General features: G+C 69.2%; 17 protein-coding genes. 5 read left to right on the plus strand and 12 right to left on the minus strand.

The annotated features are described in order from the left end of the window. Positions 1-62 precede the first annotated feature (62 nt). Positions 63-605 carry a TetR family transcriptional regulator gene (locus tag AC3WLZ_RS09580; RefSeq protein WP_492469865.1) on the plus strand — a complete coding sequence of 181 codons (543 nt, stop codon included), beginning with the start codon at positions 63-65 and terminating at the stop codon, positions 603-605. Positions 606-932: 327 nt separating this feature from the next. Here AC3WLZ_RS09580 and serA read toward each other — a convergent pair whose 3' ends face one another. From serA to otsA, 9 genes are all read right to left on the minus strand, one after another. Next, positions 933-2537, minus strand: a complete 1605-nt coding sequence (gene serA, locus AC3WLZ_RS09585; protein ID WP_492469866.1) for a phosphoglycerate dehydrogenase — start codon at positions 2535-2537, stop codon at positions 933-935. A gap of 273 nt (positions 2538-2810) precedes the next feature. Then, positions 2811-3155 carry a bacitracin resistance protein gene (locus AC3WLZ_RS09590; protein ID WP_412924746.1) on the minus strand — a complete coding sequence of 115 codons (345 nt, stop codon included), beginning with the start codon at positions 3153-3155 and terminating at the stop codon, positions 2811-2813. Then, on the minus strand, positions 3152-3694 hold the full coding sequence (locus AC3WLZ_RS09595) for a DNA polymerase III subunit gamma/tau (protein ID WP_492469867.1): 543 nt from the start codon (positions 3692-3694) through the stop codon (positions 3152-3154). Before AC3WLZ_RS09595 ends, AC3WLZ_RS09590 begins: the two co-directional genes overlap by 4 nt. 98 nt (positions 3695-3792) lie before the next feature. Further along, positions 3793-4818: a ketol-acid reductoisomerase gene (gene ilvC / locus AC3WLZ_RS09600; protein WP_412924748.1), complete on the minus strand. Its 1026-nt coding sequence runs from the start codon at positions 4816-4818 to the stop codon at positions 3793-3795. 67 nt (positions 4819-4885) lie between these two features. Next, the gene (gene ilvN / locus AC3WLZ_RS09605) at positions 4886-5395 is read right to left on the minus strand and encodes an acetolactate synthase small subunit (RefSeq protein ID WP_412924749.1); all 510 of its coding nucleotides are present in this window, start codon (positions 5393-5395) and stop codon (positions 4886-4888) included. A 1-nt stretch (position 5396) separates the two neighbouring features. Beyond that, positions 5397-7202: an acetolactate synthase large subunit gene (locus tag AC3WLZ_RS09610; protein WP_492469868.1), complete on the minus strand. Its 1806-nt coding sequence runs from the start codon at positions 7200-7202 to the stop codon at positions 5397-5399. Positions 7203-7245: 43 nt separating this feature from the next. Further along, positions 7246-8967 (minus strand): dihydroxy-acid dehydratase, encoded by a 1722-nt coding sequence (ilvD, locus tag AC3WLZ_RS09615; RefSeq protein ID WP_412924751.1) that lies wholly within the window; start codon positions 8965-8967, stop codon positions 7246-7248. 9 nt (positions 8968-8976) lie between these two features. Beyond that, positions 8977-9756 carry a trehalose-phosphatase gene (otsB, locus tag AC3WLZ_RS09620; protein ID WP_492469869.1) on the minus strand — a complete coding sequence of 260 codons (780 nt, stop codon included), beginning with the start codon at positions 9754-9756 and terminating at the stop codon, positions 8977-8979. Further along, positions 9753-11216 carry an alpha,alpha-trehalose-phosphate synthase (UDP-forming) gene (gene otsA / locus AC3WLZ_RS09625; RefSeq protein WP_492469870.1) on the minus strand — a complete coding sequence of 488 codons (1464 nt, stop codon included), beginning with the start codon at positions 11214-11216 and terminating at the stop codon, positions 9753-9755. Before otsA ends, otsB begins: the two co-directional genes overlap by 4 nt. A 208-nt stretch (positions 11217-11424) precedes the next feature. Between otsA and AC3WLZ_RS09630 the strand changes: the two genes are divergently transcribed. After that, positions 11425-11679, plus strand: coding sequence for a cytochrome c-type biogenesis protein (locus AC3WLZ_RS09630; RefSeq protein WP_412924754.1), 255 nt, complete (start codon positions 11425-11427; stop codon positions 11677-11679). A gap of 39 nt (positions 11680-11718) precedes the next feature. On the opposite strand, the gene AC3WLZ_RS09635 is transcribed toward AC3WLZ_RS09630, so the two are convergent. From AC3WLZ_RS09635 to AC3WLZ_RS09645, 3 genes are read right to left on the minus strand one after another with little or no spacing between them, the layout of a single operon-like run. Beyond that, on the minus strand, positions 11719-12906 hold the full coding sequence (locus AC3WLZ_RS09635; RefSeq protein WP_492469871.1) for an acetyl-CoA C-acetyltransferase: 1188 nt from the start codon (positions 12904-12906) through the stop codon (positions 11719-11721). Further along, complete coding sequence (locus tag AC3WLZ_RS09640) at positions 12903-13556, minus strand: 3-oxoacid CoA-transferase subunit B (RefSeq protein WP_492469872.1); 654 nt, start codon at positions 13554-13556, stop codon at positions 12903-12905. Before AC3WLZ_RS09640 ends, AC3WLZ_RS09635 begins: the two co-directional genes overlap by 4 nt. Before the next feature lies 1 nt (position 13557). Further along, complete coding sequence (locus AC3WLZ_RS09645) at positions 13558-14331, minus strand: CoA transferase subunit A (RefSeq protein ID WP_492469873.1); 774 nt, start codon at positions 14329-14331, stop codon at positions 13558-13560. Between the two features lie 108 nt (positions 14332-14439). Here AC3WLZ_RS09645 and AC3WLZ_RS09650 point away from each other — a divergent pair, with 108 nt between their 5' ends. Genes AC3WLZ_RS09650 through AC3WLZ_RS09660 form a run of 3 tightly spaced genes read left to right on the plus strand, consistent with a single transcriptional unit; the run spans position 14440 to position 16928 of the window. Next, complete coding sequence (locus AC3WLZ_RS09650; RefSeq protein WP_492469874.1) at positions 14440-15237, plus strand: IclR family transcriptional regulator; 798 nt, start codon at positions 14440-14442, stop codon at positions 15235-15237. Positions 15238-15276: 39 nt separating this feature from the next. Then, the gene (locus AC3WLZ_RS09655) at positions 15277-15711 is read left to right on the plus strand and encodes a MarR family winged helix-turn-helix transcriptional regulator (RefSeq protein WP_412924759.1); all 435 of its coding nucleotides are present in this window, start codon (positions 15277-15279) and stop codon (positions 15709-15711) included. Next, positions 15708-16928: an MFS transporter gene (locus tag AC3WLZ_RS09660; RefSeq protein ID WP_492469875.1), complete on the plus strand. Its 1221-nt coding sequence runs from the start codon at positions 15708-15710 to the stop codon at positions 16926-16928. The genes AC3WLZ_RS09655 and AC3WLZ_RS09660 overlap by 4 nt, the downstream gene beginning before the upstream one ends. The last annotated feature ends 38 nt before the right edge of the window (positions 16929-16966 follow it).

Below are 16966 nucleotides of genomic sequence, written 5' to 3' on the forward strand. Positions count from 1 at the left end.
AAACCGTCCAGCCGGTATAGTAACAGAATCGTCACACCGCCCGCCACTACGATCGAGAGGCCATGAGTCGACCGCCCCTTGCCCGCGAAGCCGTTCTCGACGCCTTCACGCGCATCCTCGTCGACGAAGGGGAACGCGCCGCCACGATGGATGCCACGGCGCGCGCCGCGGGCGTTTCCAAAGGCGGGCTGCTGTATCACTTCAACTCGAAGAGCGCCCTTGAGGAAGCACTCGTCACGCGGCTCGAGACGCTCGCCCAGCAGGACGTCGACGAGATCGAGAAATCCTCCGAGGGAGTGGTGGCCGCGCATCTGCGGTCTTCGCAGAACACCGGTTCGCCCCTCGACGTGACGATCCTCGCGGTCTCCCGCCTGGCCCAGAACGGCAGCGACGCGGCCTCCGCGAGCCTGCGCCGGGTGCGTGAGCTGTGGGAAGACAGCCTCCGCCCCCACACCCGTGACGAAACGGCGCTCCAGATGGTGCTTCTCGTCAGTGACGGCCTCTACTTCAACGCCGTGCTCGACCTCAACGCCCTGCCGGGCCCCGCGCTCGAGGGCGCCGACCTCGACGCCCTCATCTCGGCCGTCGTCGCCGCGACCACCTGACGTCCGCGCGAGGTGGAGCGAGCGGGCGCGGAGTCTTTGGATGCCGTGAGCGCGACGCCCCACAGGATGAAGACCGCGCCGATCGTCGCCAGAATTCCCCACCATTCGGCACGCAGCGCGCCGGCGATTCCCACGATCAGGAGTGCCCCCGCGGCCGCGACCAGCGCGAACCGCGCGATCATGAAGGACGTCATGTGTCGATGGTGGCTCCACCGGGGATCGGCGTTCTCCTGAACCGACCGATTCCACCAGCCGCGGTGCGTTCTTCACCCCGAGGAACGACGAAGGGGGCCGCTTTCGCGACCCCCTCCCCCGAACTGTCGAACCTCAGCTCTCGACGATCTCGATCTGTCGGAACAGATCCGCGTTCACGGCTTCGCGCATCGCGTCGAGGATCTCGTCGGGCACGGGCGAGTCGACGGTGAGGACCGAGAGCGCACGGCCCGTGGCATCCGGTCGGGCGACCTGGAGGCCGGCGATGTTGATGCCCGCCTCGCCGAGCTTCTGACCGTAGATCGCGACGATTCCGGGGCGGTCGGCGTAGCGCATCACGATGTGGTGCGTCTCGATCGGCACCTCGATCTCGTAGCCGTTGATTCCGACGACCTTGGGCACCATGCGGGTGCCCGCGAGCGTACCCGCGACCTCGAGGGTCGAGCCGTCGGCCAGGGTGCCGCGGAGGATCGTGATGTTGCGGTAGAGCGGGCTGTCGGACTCGACGATCAGGCGCGTCTCGACGCCACGCTGCTCGGCGAAGAACGGCGCGTTCACGTACGACACCGTCTCGCTCACGATGCGGCTGAAGATGCCCTTGAGCGCGGCGAGACGGTAGACGCTCACGTCGTACTCGGCGAGCTCGCCACGCACCTCGATGTCGAGACTCGAGAGCGCGCTGTCGGCGAGGCCGCTGAAGAACTGGCCGAGCATCTCGACGAGCGCGATGCCGGGGCGCACGAACGGGTCGATCGCGCCGCCGGCGACGTTCACGGCATCCGGGACGAGATCGCCCTCGAGCGCGAGCTTCACCGAACGCGCAACCGAGACGCCCGCCTTCTCTTGCGCTTCTTCGGTGCTGGCACCGAGGTGCGGGGTGACGACGACGTTCGGGAGGTCGAGCAGCTTCCGGGCCGGGCCGTCCTCGGCCGGAGGCTCGGTCGAGAAGACGTCGAGGCCGGCACCGGCGATCTCGCCGGCGGTGAGCGCGTCGTACAGCGCGTCCTCGTCGATGAGCCCGCCGCGCGCGACGTTGATGACGTACGCGGACTTCTTCATGCGGCGAAGCTGCGCCTCACCGATCATCCCGGTGGTCTCGGGGGTCTTGGGCATGTGGATGGTGACGAAGTCGCTCTGATCGAGCAGCTCGTCGAGCGAGACCAGCTGCACGCCCAGCTGCTGCGCGCGCGTCGCCGTGACGTAGGGGTCGTAAGCAATGACGCGCATGTCGAACGCCTGGAGGCGCGCCGCGATGAGCGCGCCGATGCGGCCGAGGCCGATGATGCCGATCGTCTTCTCGAACAGCTCGGTGCCCGTGAACGAGCTGCGCTTCCACAGGCCCTGCGCGAGCGAGGCGTGCGCCGCCGGGATACGGCGAGCGAGGCTCAGGACGTGTCCGACGGTCAACTCGGCGGCCGAGATGATGTTCGATGTCGGGGCGTTGACGACCATGACTCCGGCCGCCGTCGCCGACTTGATGTCGACGTTGTCGAGCCCGACGCCGGCGCGGGCGACGACCTTCAGGACCGGCGCGGCCGCGATGGCCTCGGCGTCGATCTTGGTGGCCGAGCGCACGAGCACCGCGTGCGCGTCGGCAAGGGCCGAGAGCAGCGCGGGGCGGTCGGTCCCGTCGACGTTGCGCACGTCGAAGTCGGGGCCGAGCGCGTCGATCGTGGCGGGAGAGAGTTCTTCGGCGATGAGCACGACGGGCTTCGTCACGGATGAGTCCTTCGAAACGGTGCACGGGACCGGCGCGCACCGGCGCACATCGCCGACGCAAGCCGGGCGCGCGACCCGTGCGGGCCGTCTGCCAGCCTAGCGCGGTGCTCGATGCTCGCCGGACCGTGTGACGGCGTTCCCCAGACCCTCGCGAGACTTCATGTGCCTGACAAAGACACGGAAGGATTCCGCGCGCTCGTCAGCCCGATGCGGTTTCGCGGAACCTTGCAGCCGGGGCGCCGGGGCGGTGAGACGCCGGAGAGCGAGTAGCGGTCAGCCGCCGTACAGCCCGTAGGAGGTCGTCCCGTAGCCGACGACAGCGAGCCAGAAGGCCGCGGAGAGAGTCAGCCCCGCGAGCAGCGCCAGCGAGAACTCCCCCGCCTTGCGCCGCGCGCCGATGCCGAACGCGACGCCGAAAGCGACGAGCGGGAACACGATCGGCAGGATGTAGACGAACCATCCGAGGCCGTTGAGCCCGAGCGCGCCGGTCGCCTGCTGGATGAGGAGCGCGACCGAACTCCACACGACGAAGGCGTAGAAGAGGCCGAAGATCCCGGCGATCGTGACGACGATCCACGTGGGCAGACGCCGCCGGGAAACGCGGGTGTCCGTACTCATGCGAGAGCTCCCAACGACAGGAACGGCCACGGCACGAGCAGCAGGATGCCGAGGATCAGCAGCAAGAACCTTTGCCACGTGCGCCACCCGCGGGTGAGGGCGAGCACCGCGACGAACCAGACCAGCGGTGCGAGCGCCGCCGCGATCGTGAGGGCGAGCACCGTCACATCGGGGATCGGCAGCCCGAGACCGCGCAATTTCAATCCGGCGACGAGCCAGCCGATCGCGAAAAGGACGAAGGTCGCGGCCACCATCCCGATGCCGACGAGGCCCACGTTGCCGAGCGGCGCCGAGTGCGCGGCATCCGCTTCGGGTGTGTCGACGGTCGCCTCGGACTCGGACTCGGGATACCGGGCGGCCGGCGTCTCGCGCGAGGTCGTGGGCTGCAGCGGCTCGGCGACGGGCGTCGGCTGAAGGGGCTCGGGGTCGAGCGGCTCGGCCTCGGCGACGCGCTCCGGGGCGCGCTTCTCGCCCACGTCGAGCGTCGGGTCGTCGTCACCGTCCCAGGAGAGGGCGTCGTCGTCGCGCGGAGTGCTCACGTGTCCACGGTAGCGCCGGCCCGAGACGACGCGGTCGCGCCCCGCCGAAACGGCGAACGCCCCGGAACCACGATGGGCCCGGGGCGTTCGGAAGAGGATCAGCGCGCGGCCGAGCCCTCGACGTAGTCGCTGTCCTGCTGCTTCCACGCGAACAGGCCGCGCAGCTCCTTGCCGGTGGCCTCGATCGGGTGGCCCTGCTCCTTCTCGCGGAGCGCGAGGAACTCGGGGGCACCGTTGTCCTGGTCGGCGATGAAGCGCTCGGCGAACGCGCCCGACTGGATGTCGGCGAGAACGGCCTTCATGTTCTCCTTGACCTCGGGCGAGATCACGCGGGGGCCGGAGACGTAGTCACCGTACTCGGCCGTGTCGGAGATCGACCAGCGCTGCTTGGCGATGCCGCCCTCCCACATCAGGTCGACGATGAGCTTCAGCTCGTGCAGCACCTCGAAGTACGCGATCTCGGGCTGGTAGCCAGCCTCGGTGAGCGTCTCGAAGCCGTACTGCACCAGGTGGCTCATGCCACCGCAGAGCACCGACTGCTCGCCGAACAGGTCGGTCTCGGTCTCTTCGGTGAAGGTCGTCTTGATGACGCCGGCGCGGGTGCCGCCGATGGCCTTGGCGTACGACAGCGCGGTGTCCCAGGCCGAGCCCGAGGCGTCGCGCTCGACCGCGATGATGTCCGGGATGCCACGGCCCGCGACGTACTCGCGACGGACGGTGTGACCGGGGGCCTTGGGGGCGACGAGGATGACGTCAACGCCCTCGGGTGCGTCGATGTAGCCGAAGCGGATGTTGAAGCCGTGCGCGAAGGCGAGCGTCTTGCCCTCGGTGAGCTTGTCCTTGATGGAGTCGGCGTAGATCGAGCGCTGGTGCTGGTCGGGCGCCAGGATCATGATCAGGTCGGCCCACTCGGTCGCGTCGGTGACGTTCTTGACCTCGAAGCCGTCTTCCTGCGCCTTCGCGGCCGACTTGGAACCGTCCTTGAGCGCGATGACGACCTCGACGCCCGAGTCGCGGAGGTTCTGCGCGTGCGCGTGACCCTGCGAGCCGTAGCCGACGATCGCAACCTTCTTGCCCTGGATGATCGACAGGTCGGCGTCGTCGTCGTAGAAGATCTCTGCCATGGGGATGCTTTCTCCTTGAATACAGGTCCCGCGACGCAGGACCGGGGGTGTGTGGAAGTGGTGGGGTTCAGCCGCGCAGGACGCGCTCGGTGATGCTCTTGCCGCCGCGGCCGACGGCGAGCAGGCCCGACTGCGCGAGCTCCTTCACGCCGAACGGCTCGATGGCCTTGAGGAATGCACTGACCTTGCCCGAGTCGCCGGTGATCTCGATCACGAGGGCGTCGGGCGCGTAGTCGACGACCGACGCGCGGAAGAGATTCACGACCTCGAGCACGTGGGAGCGGCTGGCGTTGTCGGCGCGCACCTTCACGAGCACGTGCTCACGCTGCACCGAGCTGCTCGGGTCGAGCTCGACGATCTTGATGACGTTGATGAGCTTGTTCAGCTGCTTGGTCACCTGTTCGAGGGGCAGACCCTCGACGTCGACGACCACCGTGATGCGGGACAGCCCCGGCACCTCGGTGACCCCCACCGCGAGCGACTCGATGTTGAAGCCGCGGCGGGCGAAGAGACCGGCGACGCGGGTCAGCAGACCCGGCTTGTCCTCCACGAGGAGGCTCAGAACGTGCCTCGACATGTCAGTCCTCCTGCTCGGCGAAGGCGGGCGAGTGATCGCGGGCGTACTGGACGTAGCTGTTGCTCACGCCCTGCGGAACCATCGGCCACACCATGGCATCCGCGCTCACGACGAAGTCGATCACGACGGGCCGGTCGTTCGTGTCGAGCGCGAGCTGGATCGCCGCGTCGATCTCCTCTTCCTTCTCGACCCGGATCGCGAGGCAGCCGTAGGCCTCGGCGAGCTTGACGAAGTCGGGGATGCGACGCGTCCCGTGCCCCGTGTTCAGGTCGGTGTTCGAGTGACGGCCGTCGAAGAACAGCGTCTGCCACTGGCGCACCATGCCGAGCGAGGAGTTGTTGATGATCGCGACCTTGATCGGGATGTCGTTGATGACGCAGGTCGCGAGTTCCTGGTTGGTCATCTGGAAGCAGCCGTCGCCGTCGATCGCCCACACCACGCGGTCAGGCTCGGCCACCTTGGCGCCCATCGCCGCGGGGACCGAGTAACCCATCGTGCCGGCGCCGCCGGAGTTGAGCCACGCGTTGGGGCGCTCGTACTTGATGAACTGCGCCGCCCACATCTGGTGCTGGCCGACGCCCGCGGCGTAGATCGCCTCGGGTCCGGTCATCTCACCGATCCGCTGGATCACCTGCTGCGGCGACAGCAGACCGTCGGTGGTCGGCGTGTAACCGAGGGGGAACTCCTCCCGCAGACCGTTGAGGAAGGTCCACCACTCCGAGTAGTCGACCTCGGTCTCGGATGCCGCTTGGCGGAAGGCGGCATCCAGGTCGACGAGCACCTCTTTGAGGTCGCCCACGATCGGGACGTCCGCGGCGCGGATCTTGGAGATCTCGGCGGGGTCGATGTCGACGTGCACGACCTGCGCGTTGGGGGCGAAGAGCGAGGCCTTGCCCGTCACACGGTCGTCGAAGCGGGCACCGAGCGACACGATGAGGTCGCTGTCCTGCAGCGCGAGGACCGCAGGCACCGTCCCGTGCATGCCGGGCATGCCCAGGTGCTGGTCGTGCGAGTCGGGGAACGCCCCGCGCGCCATGAGGGTGGTCACCAACGGTGCGCCGGTCGCTTCGGCGAACGTCTTCAGTTCCGCGGACGCCTTCGCGCGGATGACTCCGCCGCCGACGTACAGCACGGGCTTCTTCGCGTGGGCGATCAGCTGGGCCGCGGCCTGGATCTGCTTGCCGTGCGCCTTCGTGACGGGACGGTAGCCGGGCAGGTCGATCTTCGGCGGCCAGATGAACGGCGCCGAGTTCTGCTGCGCGTCCTTGGTGATGTCCACCAGCACCGGGCCGGGGCGGCCCGTCGAGGCGATCTCGAACGCCGCCGCGATCGCACCGGGGATGTCCTCGGCGGTTTTCACCAGGAAGGAGTGCTTCGTGATCGGCATCGTGATGCCGACGATGTCGGCCTCCTGGAAGGCATCCGTTCCCATGAGGGTCGAGAAGACCTGACCGGTGATGCACACCAGCGGCACCGAGTCCATGTAGGCGTCGGCGATGGCGGTGACGAGGTTCGTGGCGCCGGGGCCCGACGTCGCGATCGCGACACCGGTGCGGCCCGAGGCCGCGGCGTAGCCCTCGGCCGCGTGGCCGGCGCCCTGCTCGTGGCGGACGAGGATGTGGCGGACGTTCTCGTCATCCATGAGCGGGTCGTAGACGGGCATGATCGCCCCGCCCGGCAGACCGAACACGTCGGTGACGCCGAGCAGGTCGAGCGAACGGACGACCGCCTGGGCGCCCGTGAGCACGGGCGCCGGAGCGGTGCGAGCGGGGGGCCGGGGAACGGCCGTGGCGGATTCGGCGGACATGGTGGTACCTCGGAACCAGTGGGGGGTGAAAGGGAGACGGCCGTCAGCCCGTGACGGCGCCTTCCGCAGCGGAGTGCACGAGCTTGGAGTACTTGGCCAGAACGCCACGGGTATAGCGCGGGGGAAGTGGCTCCCAGCCGTCGCGGCGGGAACCCAGCTCGGCGTCATCGACGATCAAGTCGAGAGTGCGAGCGGCGATATCGACCCGTATCAGATCACCATCGCGCACGAAGGCGATCGGACCTGCGTCCACCGCTTCGGGAGCTATGTGGCCGATGCAGAGGCCGGTTGTGCCGCCTGAGAATCGACCGTCCGTCAAGAGTAGTACATCTTTTCCGAGCCCCGCGCCCTTGATGGCGGCGGTGATCGCGAGCATCTCGCGCATGCCGGGGCCACCCTTGGGACCCTCGTAGCGGATGACGACGACGTCGCCGGCGTGGATCTCGCCCGCCTCGAGCGCATCCATGGCGGCGCGCTCGCGCTCGAACACCCGCGCGGGACCCTCGAACACGTTGCCGTCGAAGCCGGCGGACTTCACGACCGCACCTTCCGGCGCCATGGAGCCGTGCAGGATCGTGATGCCGCCCGTCGCGTGGATCGGGTCGTCGAAGCGGTGGATGACCTTGCCGTCCACGGGGTCGGGATCGAGATCGCGGAGGTTCTCGGCGAGCGTCTTGCCCGTGACGGTAAGGGCGTCCCCGTGCAGCAGGCCCTCGTCGAGCATCGCCTTCAGGATCACCGGGATGCCACCGTGGCGGTCGACGTCGTTCATGACGTACTGCCCGAACGGCTTCATGTCGGCCACGTGCGGCGTCTTGTCGCCGATGCGGTTGAAGTCGTGGAGCGTGAGGTCCACCTCCGCCTCGCGCGCGATGGCGAGGAGGTGCAGGACGACGTTCGTCGAGCCGCCGAGCGCCATCGCGAGGGCGATCGCGTTCTCGAACGCCTCCTTGGTCAGGATGTCGCGGGTCGTGATGCCCTGACGCAGCAGGTTCACGACGGCCTCGCCCGAGCGGTGGGCGAAGTAGTCGCGGCGCCGATCGGCGGAGGGCGGGGCGGCCGAGCCGGGGAGGCTGAGCCCCAGGGCCTCGGCGACCGAGGCCATCGTGTTGGCGGTGTACATACCGCCGCACGCACCCTCGCCGGGAGCGAACGCGCACTCGATGCGCTTGAGGTCGGCCTCGCTCATGCGACCGGCGAGGCACGCACCGACACCCTCGAAGGAGTCGATGATCGTGATCTCCTTCTCGGTGCCGTCCGAGAGCTTCACCCATCCGGGGGCGATCGAGCCGGCGTAGAGGAAGACGCTGGACAGGTCGAGACGGGCGGATGCCATGAGCATGCCCGGGATCGACTTATCGCAGCCGGCCAGCAGGACCGAGCCGTCGAGGCGCTCGGCCATCATGACCGTCTCGACGGAGTCGGCGATGACCTCGCGCGAGACGAGCGAGAAGTGCATGCCTTCGTGGCCCATCGAAATGCCGTCCGAGACGGAGATGGTGCCGAACTGCAGCGGATAGCCGCCGCCGGAGTGCACGCCTTCCTTGGCGCCCTGGGCGAGGCGATCCAGGCTCAGGTTGCAGGGCGTGATCTCGTTCCAGCTGGACGCGATGCCGATCTGGGGCTTGTCCCAGTCGTCATCGCCCATGCCAACGCCGCGGAGCATTCCTCGCGACGTGGTGGCTTCGATGCCATCGGTGATGACCCGGCTGCGGGGCTTGATGTCGATCTCGCCGGCGGGGGTGAAATTCTGCGGTGCGGGCATCCTCGCAGTCTATTGCGCGCGGGAGACGCGCTGATGCGCGACAACCTCCAAGACATCGACCAATCCGTCGATGTCGGCGACCTTGAGCGCCGCGGCCGTGTCACCGGTGCCGACGTGGATGCCGAGGTCCCCGGCGCCGAGCGTGCGGAGCGCGTCCTCGTCGGTGACGTCGTCGCCCGCGAAGATCACCGCCGTCGCGCCCGCGCGCTCCCGGAGGTGCTGCACCGCGGAGTCCTTCCCCTCGTGGCGGAACGCGAACTCGAGGATGTCGTGACCGGTGCGACGCCGCCACTCCGGTGCGTCCGCCGCGACCAGCTGATCGGCGACCGCGCGTGCTTCGCGGGCGGTGTCGGCATCCGCCGTCCGGGTGTGCACGCCGACGCCGAACTCCTTCGGCTCGATCCAGACACCGGTCAAGTGGGCGACACCCTCCGTGATCGCGCTCTGAAGCCGATCGCGCAGCGCGAGGTCAGCCGCGTCGTCGGGCGTGGACTCCCCGCCGGCTCCGGGTACCCAGAACTGCGCGCCGTGCGACGCCGCGATCCACACCGGCGAGGCGTCGTCGTGCTCGGCGATCTCGCGCAGGTGCCCGAGCGATCGGCCGGAGACGAGGGCGACCACCGTGTCGGGCAGTGCGGCGAGGGCGTCGACGGCCGAGCGTGCCCGAGGCGTCATCCGCGCGGTCATGGGGTCATCCACGAGCGGCGCGAGCGTCCCGTCGAAGTCGATGGCCACCAGGAGCACGGGGGTTGTCGAGACGGCCTCGATGGCCGCGTCGGCGGCGGTCATGAGTCATCCCGTCGCTCGTCCACCGACGCCTGCACCTCGGCGTTCGCGCTGGCGCTGGAGGCGCGGTCGTGGAACGCGGACAGCGCGTCGAGGAACTCCCTCGACCAGTCTTCGACGTCGTGGTCGCGCACGCGTTTGCGCAGTGCTCGCATCCGCCGCCCCTGCTCGGCCGCGGGCATGTCGATCGCGCGGATGATCGTGTCCTTCAGGCCGTCGATGTCGTGCGGGTTGATGAGCAGCGCACTGCCCATCTCATCGGCGGCACCGGCGAATTCACTGAGGACGAGGACCCCGCGGTTGTCGATGCGACTTGCGACGTATTCCTTCGCGACGAGGTTCATGCCGTCCCGCAGCGCGGTAACCAGCATGACGTCGGCCGCGAGGAACAGCGCGACCATCTCCTCCCGCGGGTACGACTGGTGCAGGTAGCGGATCGCGGTGTGGGTTGTGCTGTCGTAGTCGCCGTTGATGCGCCCGACCGTCATCTCGATCTCGTCGCGCAGCTGCACGTACGCGTCGACGCGCTCGCGGCTCGGGCTCGCCACCTGGACGAGAGTGGCATCCTCCACCGTCGCCCGACCGTCCTCGAGGAGCTCGCCCCACGCCTTGAGACGGTGGCGGATGCCCTTGGTGTAGTCGAGACGGTCCACGCCGAGCAGGATCTTCCGCGGGTTGCCGAGACCCTCGCGGATCTCTCGCGCGCGCTGCTGGATGTCGGGACGCTGCGCGAGCTCGATGTACGAGTCGGCGTCGATGGAGATGGGGAACGCCTTCGCGAGAGCTACGCGAGTGCCGCCCTGCCCGTCCGGGACCGAGATCCCGCTGGCCTTGGTCTCGTACCGCAACTGGCGGCGCACGGCACGCGCGAAGTTGCCGGCGTCCGCCACGCGCTGGAACCCGATCACGTCGGCGCCGAGGAGTCCCTCCAGCACCTGCTTGCGCCAGGGCAACTGCGCGTAGAGGCCATACGCGGGGAACGGGATGTGGTGGAAGTACCCGATCGTGAGGTCGGGACGCAGCTCGCGCAGCATCTTCGGCACGAGCTGCAGTTGGTAGTCCTGCACCCACACGATCGCCTTGTCGGCGGACACGGCGGCAGCCGCCTCGGCGAACCGGCGGTTCACCCGGACGTACGCGTCCCACCAGGCGCGCTTGTACGTCGGCTCCGCGATCACGTCGTGGTAGAGCGGCCAGATCGTGTCGTTCGAGAAACCCTCGTAGTACTGCTGCACGTCCGCCGCGGACAGCTCGACCGGCACGAGGTGGGTGCCCTCGAAATCGAAGGGCTCGAGACTCACGTCGGGCTGACCCGCCCATCCCACCCAGGCACCCTCGGCGCGTCGCATGACCGGTTCGAGCGCGGTCACGAGACCACCCGGCGAGCGACGCCATCCCTCCCCGTCGGGGGTGCGATCCACCGGTAGACGATTGGCGACGACGACGAAATCGGCCTGGGACACAGGTCCTCCTCGGTAGCTTCACCCCAGGCTAACAGTGGGGTGAACGCGTGCCGCGGGGGCGCCGGAATGCGATAAACGCCCATTCTGATGAGACACGGTGCGACACAGCATGTCTCGGAACGGAGAGCGCTTATCGAGGCGGGGGCGGCGGGGCAGGGGGATGTCAAGGCGGCGCGACGTGGCCGGTGCGGCTCGCTAGGTTGGGGGCATGCGCCAGTACATCTTCGGAACCGGTCTCCTCAGCGCCATCACCGGCGGTATCACGCTGCTGCGCGGACTGCGCAACGACGAGCCCTTCACGTGGCGCACGGCCCTGGCCTGGCTGAGCTGGGGCATCACCCTCGCCCTCGCGGTCGGCGCCGTCGTCGACACCCGGCGCGCGCGCCGTGGTCGTAACGTCGCCGGAGACTCCCCGGTCGCGCGCAAGCAGCAGAAGCTCCTCAAGAAGCGCCTGTCCCGCTGACACGGGAGGGGATGCCGAACCCCGGGGCCCGGCATCCGCTCAGCGCGTGAGGATCAGCGCGTCGCCCTGGCCGCCCCCGCCGCACAGGGCGACAGCTGCCGTACCGCTCCCTCGGCGGACGAGTTCGTGAACGGCGTGGACGACGAGTCTGTTGCCGGAGGCTCCGATGGGGTGGCCGATCGCGATGCCGCCGCCGTGCGGGTTGACCACGTCGTCCGAGAGCCCGAGCTCGGTCTGCGACCGGGCGACCACGGCACCGAACGCCTCGTTGATCTCGACGTGGTCGAGGTCGGACACCGAGATCCCCTGCTTCTCGAGAGCGCGGGCGATCGCGTGCGCCGGCTGAGCGTGCAGCGAGTTGTCCGGCCCGGCGACCTGACCCGAGGCGCCGACGACCGCGAGAACGTCCCAGCCGTGCTCGTCCGCGACGGCCCGGGTCGTGAGGACGACAGCCGACGCCCCGTCGGAGATCGGCGAGGCGTTCCCCGCGGTGATCGTCCCTCCCTCGGCGAAGGCCGGACGCAGCTTTCCGAGGATCTCCGTCGTCGTCTCGGGACGGATGCCTTCGTCGGCGACGACGACCACGGGGTCGCCCTTGCGTTGCGGGATCGCCACCGGGACGATCTCGGCCTCGAAGACCCCTGCCTCCTGTGCCGCCGCCGCACGCTGGTGGGATCGGGCGGCGACGGCATCCTGCGTCTCGCGCGTTACCTCGTACCGTTCGTTCGCGCGCTCCGTCGACGCGCCCATGCTCTCGCGGTCGTACGCGTCAGTGAGGCCGTCGTGCGCCATGTGGTCGAGCACCTCGATCGAGCCGTAGGCGTAGCCCTCGCGCGAGTTCATGAGGAGGTGCGGTGCGCGGGTCATCGACTCCATGCCGGCCGCCACCACGACCGTCGCGTCGCCGAGTCGCAGCATGCGCGACGCGTCGATGATGGCCGTGAGTCCGGAGAGGCACACCTTGTTGATGGTCGCTGCGTGCACGTCCCAGCCGATGCCCGCCGCGATCGCCGCCTGGCGTGCGGCGTTCTGTCCCGCACCGGCCTGCAGCACCTGGCCCACCAGCACGGCATCCACGGTCTCGGCGGAAATGCCGCCGCGCTCGAGGGCGCCCGAGATGGCAGCCGCGCCGAGCTGCACCGCGGTGAGCGGCGCGAGCTGTCCCTTGAGGCGCCCCTGGGGCGTGCGGGCGGCGGCGACGATGACGACGTCGGTGGCGGAGGTCATGCGATCTGCTCCTCGGGGATGCGGACGGTGAGCGGAGGTTCGGTCGCGGCGATGACGTCGTCGACCGAGACGCCCGGGGCGACCTCGACGAGAACGAGTCCGTCGGAAGTGACATCGATCACGGCGAGGTCGGTGATGATCCGGTCGACGACCCCGCGGCCCGTGAGCGGCAGCGAACAGGCATTGACGATCTTTGGTGAACCGTCGCGCGCGACGTGCTCCATCAGGACGATGACGCGGGCGGCTCCGTGCACGAGGTCCATGGCACCGCCGGGTCCCTTGACCATCTTGCCCGGGATCATCCAGTTCGCCAGATCACCGGAGGCGGATACCTGCATGGCGCCGAGGATCGCGGCGTCGATCTTGCCGCCGCGGATCATGCCGAAGCTCGTCGCCGAGTCGAAGAACGCCGCGCCCGGCAGGGTCGTCACGGTCTCCTTGCCGGCGTTGATGAGGTCGGCGTCGACGGCATGCTCCGTCGGATAGGGCCCGACACCCAGGATGCCGTTCTCGGACTGCAGCACGACGGTGACGCCGTCGGGCACATGGTTGGGCACGAGGGTCGGGAGACCGATGCCGAGGTTGACGTACGAGCCGTCGGCGAGTTCGCGGGCCGCGCGAGCAGCCATCTCGATGCGGGTGAGGGCCATGTCAGCGGGCTCCTTCGGTGACGGTGCGCTTTTCGATGCGCTTCTCGATGTCGGGACCGACCTCGACGAGGCGGTGGACGAAGACGCCGGGGAGATGCACGTCGTCGGGATCGATCTCGCCGGGCTCGACGAGGTGCTCGACCTGCGCGATGCACACCCGGCCGGCCATCGCGGCGAGCGGGTTGAAGCTGCGCGCGGCCTTGCGGAAGACGAGGTTGCCGTGGCGATCGCCCTTCCACGCATGGACGAGGGAGAAGTCGGTCGTGATCGCCTCCTCGAGCACGAACTCGCGCGGCCGGCCGTCCACGTCGAACGTTCGGACGTCCTTGGCGGGGGATGCCACGGCAACACCGCCCGAGCCGTCGTAGCGCTGCGGCAGACCGCCCTCGGCGACCTGCGTTCCGACGCCCGTCTGCGTGTAGAACGCCGCGATGCCCGACCCACCGGCACGCAGCTTCTCGGCGAGGGTTCCCTGCGGTGTGAGCTCGAGCTCGAGCTCGCCGGAGAGGAACTGCCGCTCGAACTCCTTGTTCTCCCCCACGTAGGACGACGTCATCTTGCGGATCCGACCCGCGCCGAGCAGGATGCCGAGCCCCCAATCGTCCACGCCGCAGTTGTTCGAGACAACAGAGAGGTCGCGTGTGCCCTGTGCGAGCAGGGCCTCGATGAGGGCGATGGGGTTTCCGGAGAGGCCGAAGCCGCCGACCGCGAGGGACGCTCCGTCGGGGATGTCGGCGACAGCATCGCTCGCCGAGGGCCAGGTCTTGTCGATCACGCGGACTCCTTCGTGCAGGGATCGGTGATCTCATCCTGCGCCCGGCACCGGCCGGCGGCTCCCCTTGCTTCTTGCGATGTGGATGCCCGCCCGCGTAGCGTCCACATCGTGGACACATCGCCGACCCGCCCCTCGCGCAGCACCGTCCCCGGCACCCAGGCCATCGCCCGAGCCGCCCACCTGCTTCGCCTGGTGACGGCCGCGGGCACCGAGGGGGCATCAGTCGGGGATCTCGCGCGACAGGCCGACCTCACCCGACCCACCGCGCACCGACTCCTGTCCGCATTGCGGCAGGAAGGCCTCGTGGATCGCGATGAGGCGAGCGGTCGGTGGCTGCCCGGACCGGAGCTGTACCTGATGGGGACGATCGCGGCATCCCGGTTCGATGTCACGACGCTCGCTCGCGACATCGTGCGCTCGCTGGCGGTCCGCACCGAGGAGAGCGCATTCCTCTCCGTGCGTCGCGGCGACGAGACGGTGTGCCTCGTCCGCGAGGACGGCAGCTTTCCGATCCGCTCATTCGTGCTGTCGGAGGGAGTGCGTTTTCCCCTGGGGGTGGCATCCGCGGGTCTGGCGATCCTGGCCTTCCTCCCACCGGATGAGGTGGATGCCTATCTCGAACGGCACGACGACCTCGCTCAGCAATGGGGGACGAGCCACTCCCCCGCTCGCCTGCGCACCCGCGTGGCGGACACGAAGGCGCGCGGCTACGCGGTTAATCCCGGGCTCATCGTCGAGGGCAGCTGGGGCCTCGGCGCCGCGGTGTTCACGCGCACCGGTGAACCGCAGTGGGCGCTCAGCCTCACGGGGGTCGAGTTCCGCTTCGCCGGCGACCGGTTGGCGGACCTCGGTCGCATCCTGCTGGCCCACGCACATCAGCTGTCGACCCGCATCGCCGGTCGCTGATGCATACCTACGTTATATAACAGGGGTATACTCGGGGGAATGACCCGCGACGATGATCTCCAGAGACTGATCCTCGCGGTGCACGCCCTGACGCGTACCGCGGCCATCGACACCAAGAACGACGCCCCCGCTGCCCAATGGCGCACGCTCACGCTGCTGCGTGACCACGGACCTCAGCGCCTCGGCGACCTCGCCACCCTCAGCCGCGTCTCACAGCCCGGAATGACCCGGCTCGTGCACCAGATGGAGGATGCCGGCCTCGTGGCCCGTGGCATCCACCCGGACGACTCGCGCGTGAGCGTCGTGTCCGCCACCGACGAGGGACTGCGAGAGCTCGACCGGTGGTTGGAGGTGCTGAGCGCCGCCCTCACCCCGCACGTCGCCCACCTGACGGATGCCGAGTGGGATGCCGTCCGTGTGAGCGCTGACGCGCTCGGTGCCCGAGTCCGCCCCCAGCCGGAGCTCGCCCGATGAGCGCGGCACCGAGCATCTGGAAACAGCCCGCCCAGGTCTGGGCCGTCGCGTTCGCCTGCGTCGTGGCCTTCATGGGCATCGGCCTGGTCGATCCGATCCTTCCCGCGATCGCGGAGTCGCTTCAGGCCAGCCCGGTCGAGACCGAGCTCCTCTTCACGAGCTACCTCGTGGTCACCGGCCTCGCGATGCTCGTCACGAGCTGGATCTCGAGCCGCATCGGCGCGAAGGCGACGCTCCTCGTCGGGCTCTCCCTGATCGTGGTCTTCGCGCTGTTCTGCGCTCTCAGCGGCAGCGTCGACGCCGTCATCGGCTTCCGCGCGGGCTGGGGCCTCGGCAATGCGCTGTTCATCTCGACCGCGCTCGCAACCATCGTCGGCGCGGCATCGGGCGGCAGCTCCGCGGCGATCGTGCTGTACGAAGCGGCCTTGGGCCTCGGCATCGCGGTGGGACCGCTGCTCGGCGGCATCCTGGGCGAGGCGAGCTGGCGCGGACCCTTCTTCGGCGTCGTCGTGCTCATGGCGATCGCGTTCGTCGCGGTGGCGGTGCTGCTGCGCGGACCCTCCCCCGCCCGCACGCCGATCCCGTTCAGTGCGCCATTCAAGGCGCTGGGACGCCCGGCGCTGGCGATCCTGGCCGCGACCGCGCTGTTCTACAACATCGGGTTCTTCACACTGCTGGCGTTCTCGCCGTTCCCGCTGGGCTTCGGCGCGATGGGCATCGGTCTGACGTTCTTCGGCTGGGGCGTCGCTCTCGCGATCACCAGCGTGTGGGTCGCTCCCCTCCTGTTGCGCCGGATGCGGCTGACCTCGGTCCTGCTTCTCGCGCTGCCGCTGCTCGCGGTCGACCTGCTGGTCGCCGCTTTCGTGGTCGGGTCGCCCGCGGGGCTCGTCACCTGCATCATCGTCGGCGGTCTTGTGCTCGGCGTCGTCAACACCGCGCTCACCGAGGCCGTGATGGAGGCGACCGACCTGCCGCGCTCGGTCGCATCATCGGCGTACTCGGCGGTCCGCTTCCTCGGCGGCGCCGTCGCTCCGCCGCTCGCCGCGTTCCTGTGGCACGCCGCAGGTGCCGGTGTGCCGTACATCATGGCCACGGTCTCCGTCGTGATCGCCGCCGCCTGCGTGCTGTTCGGCCGCCGCGCGCTCGCGCACATCGACGCCGCACACCCGACCGCGGCCGACGAGGGCGCTGCCGTTCTGGTGGGCGACGCGGCCTGAGCCGCCATTGAGCGAACGCGGCGCCCGGGCGTCGGCCC

It is taken from the genome of Microbacterium sp. FW305-3-2-15-F-LB2, assembly GCF_058787255.1.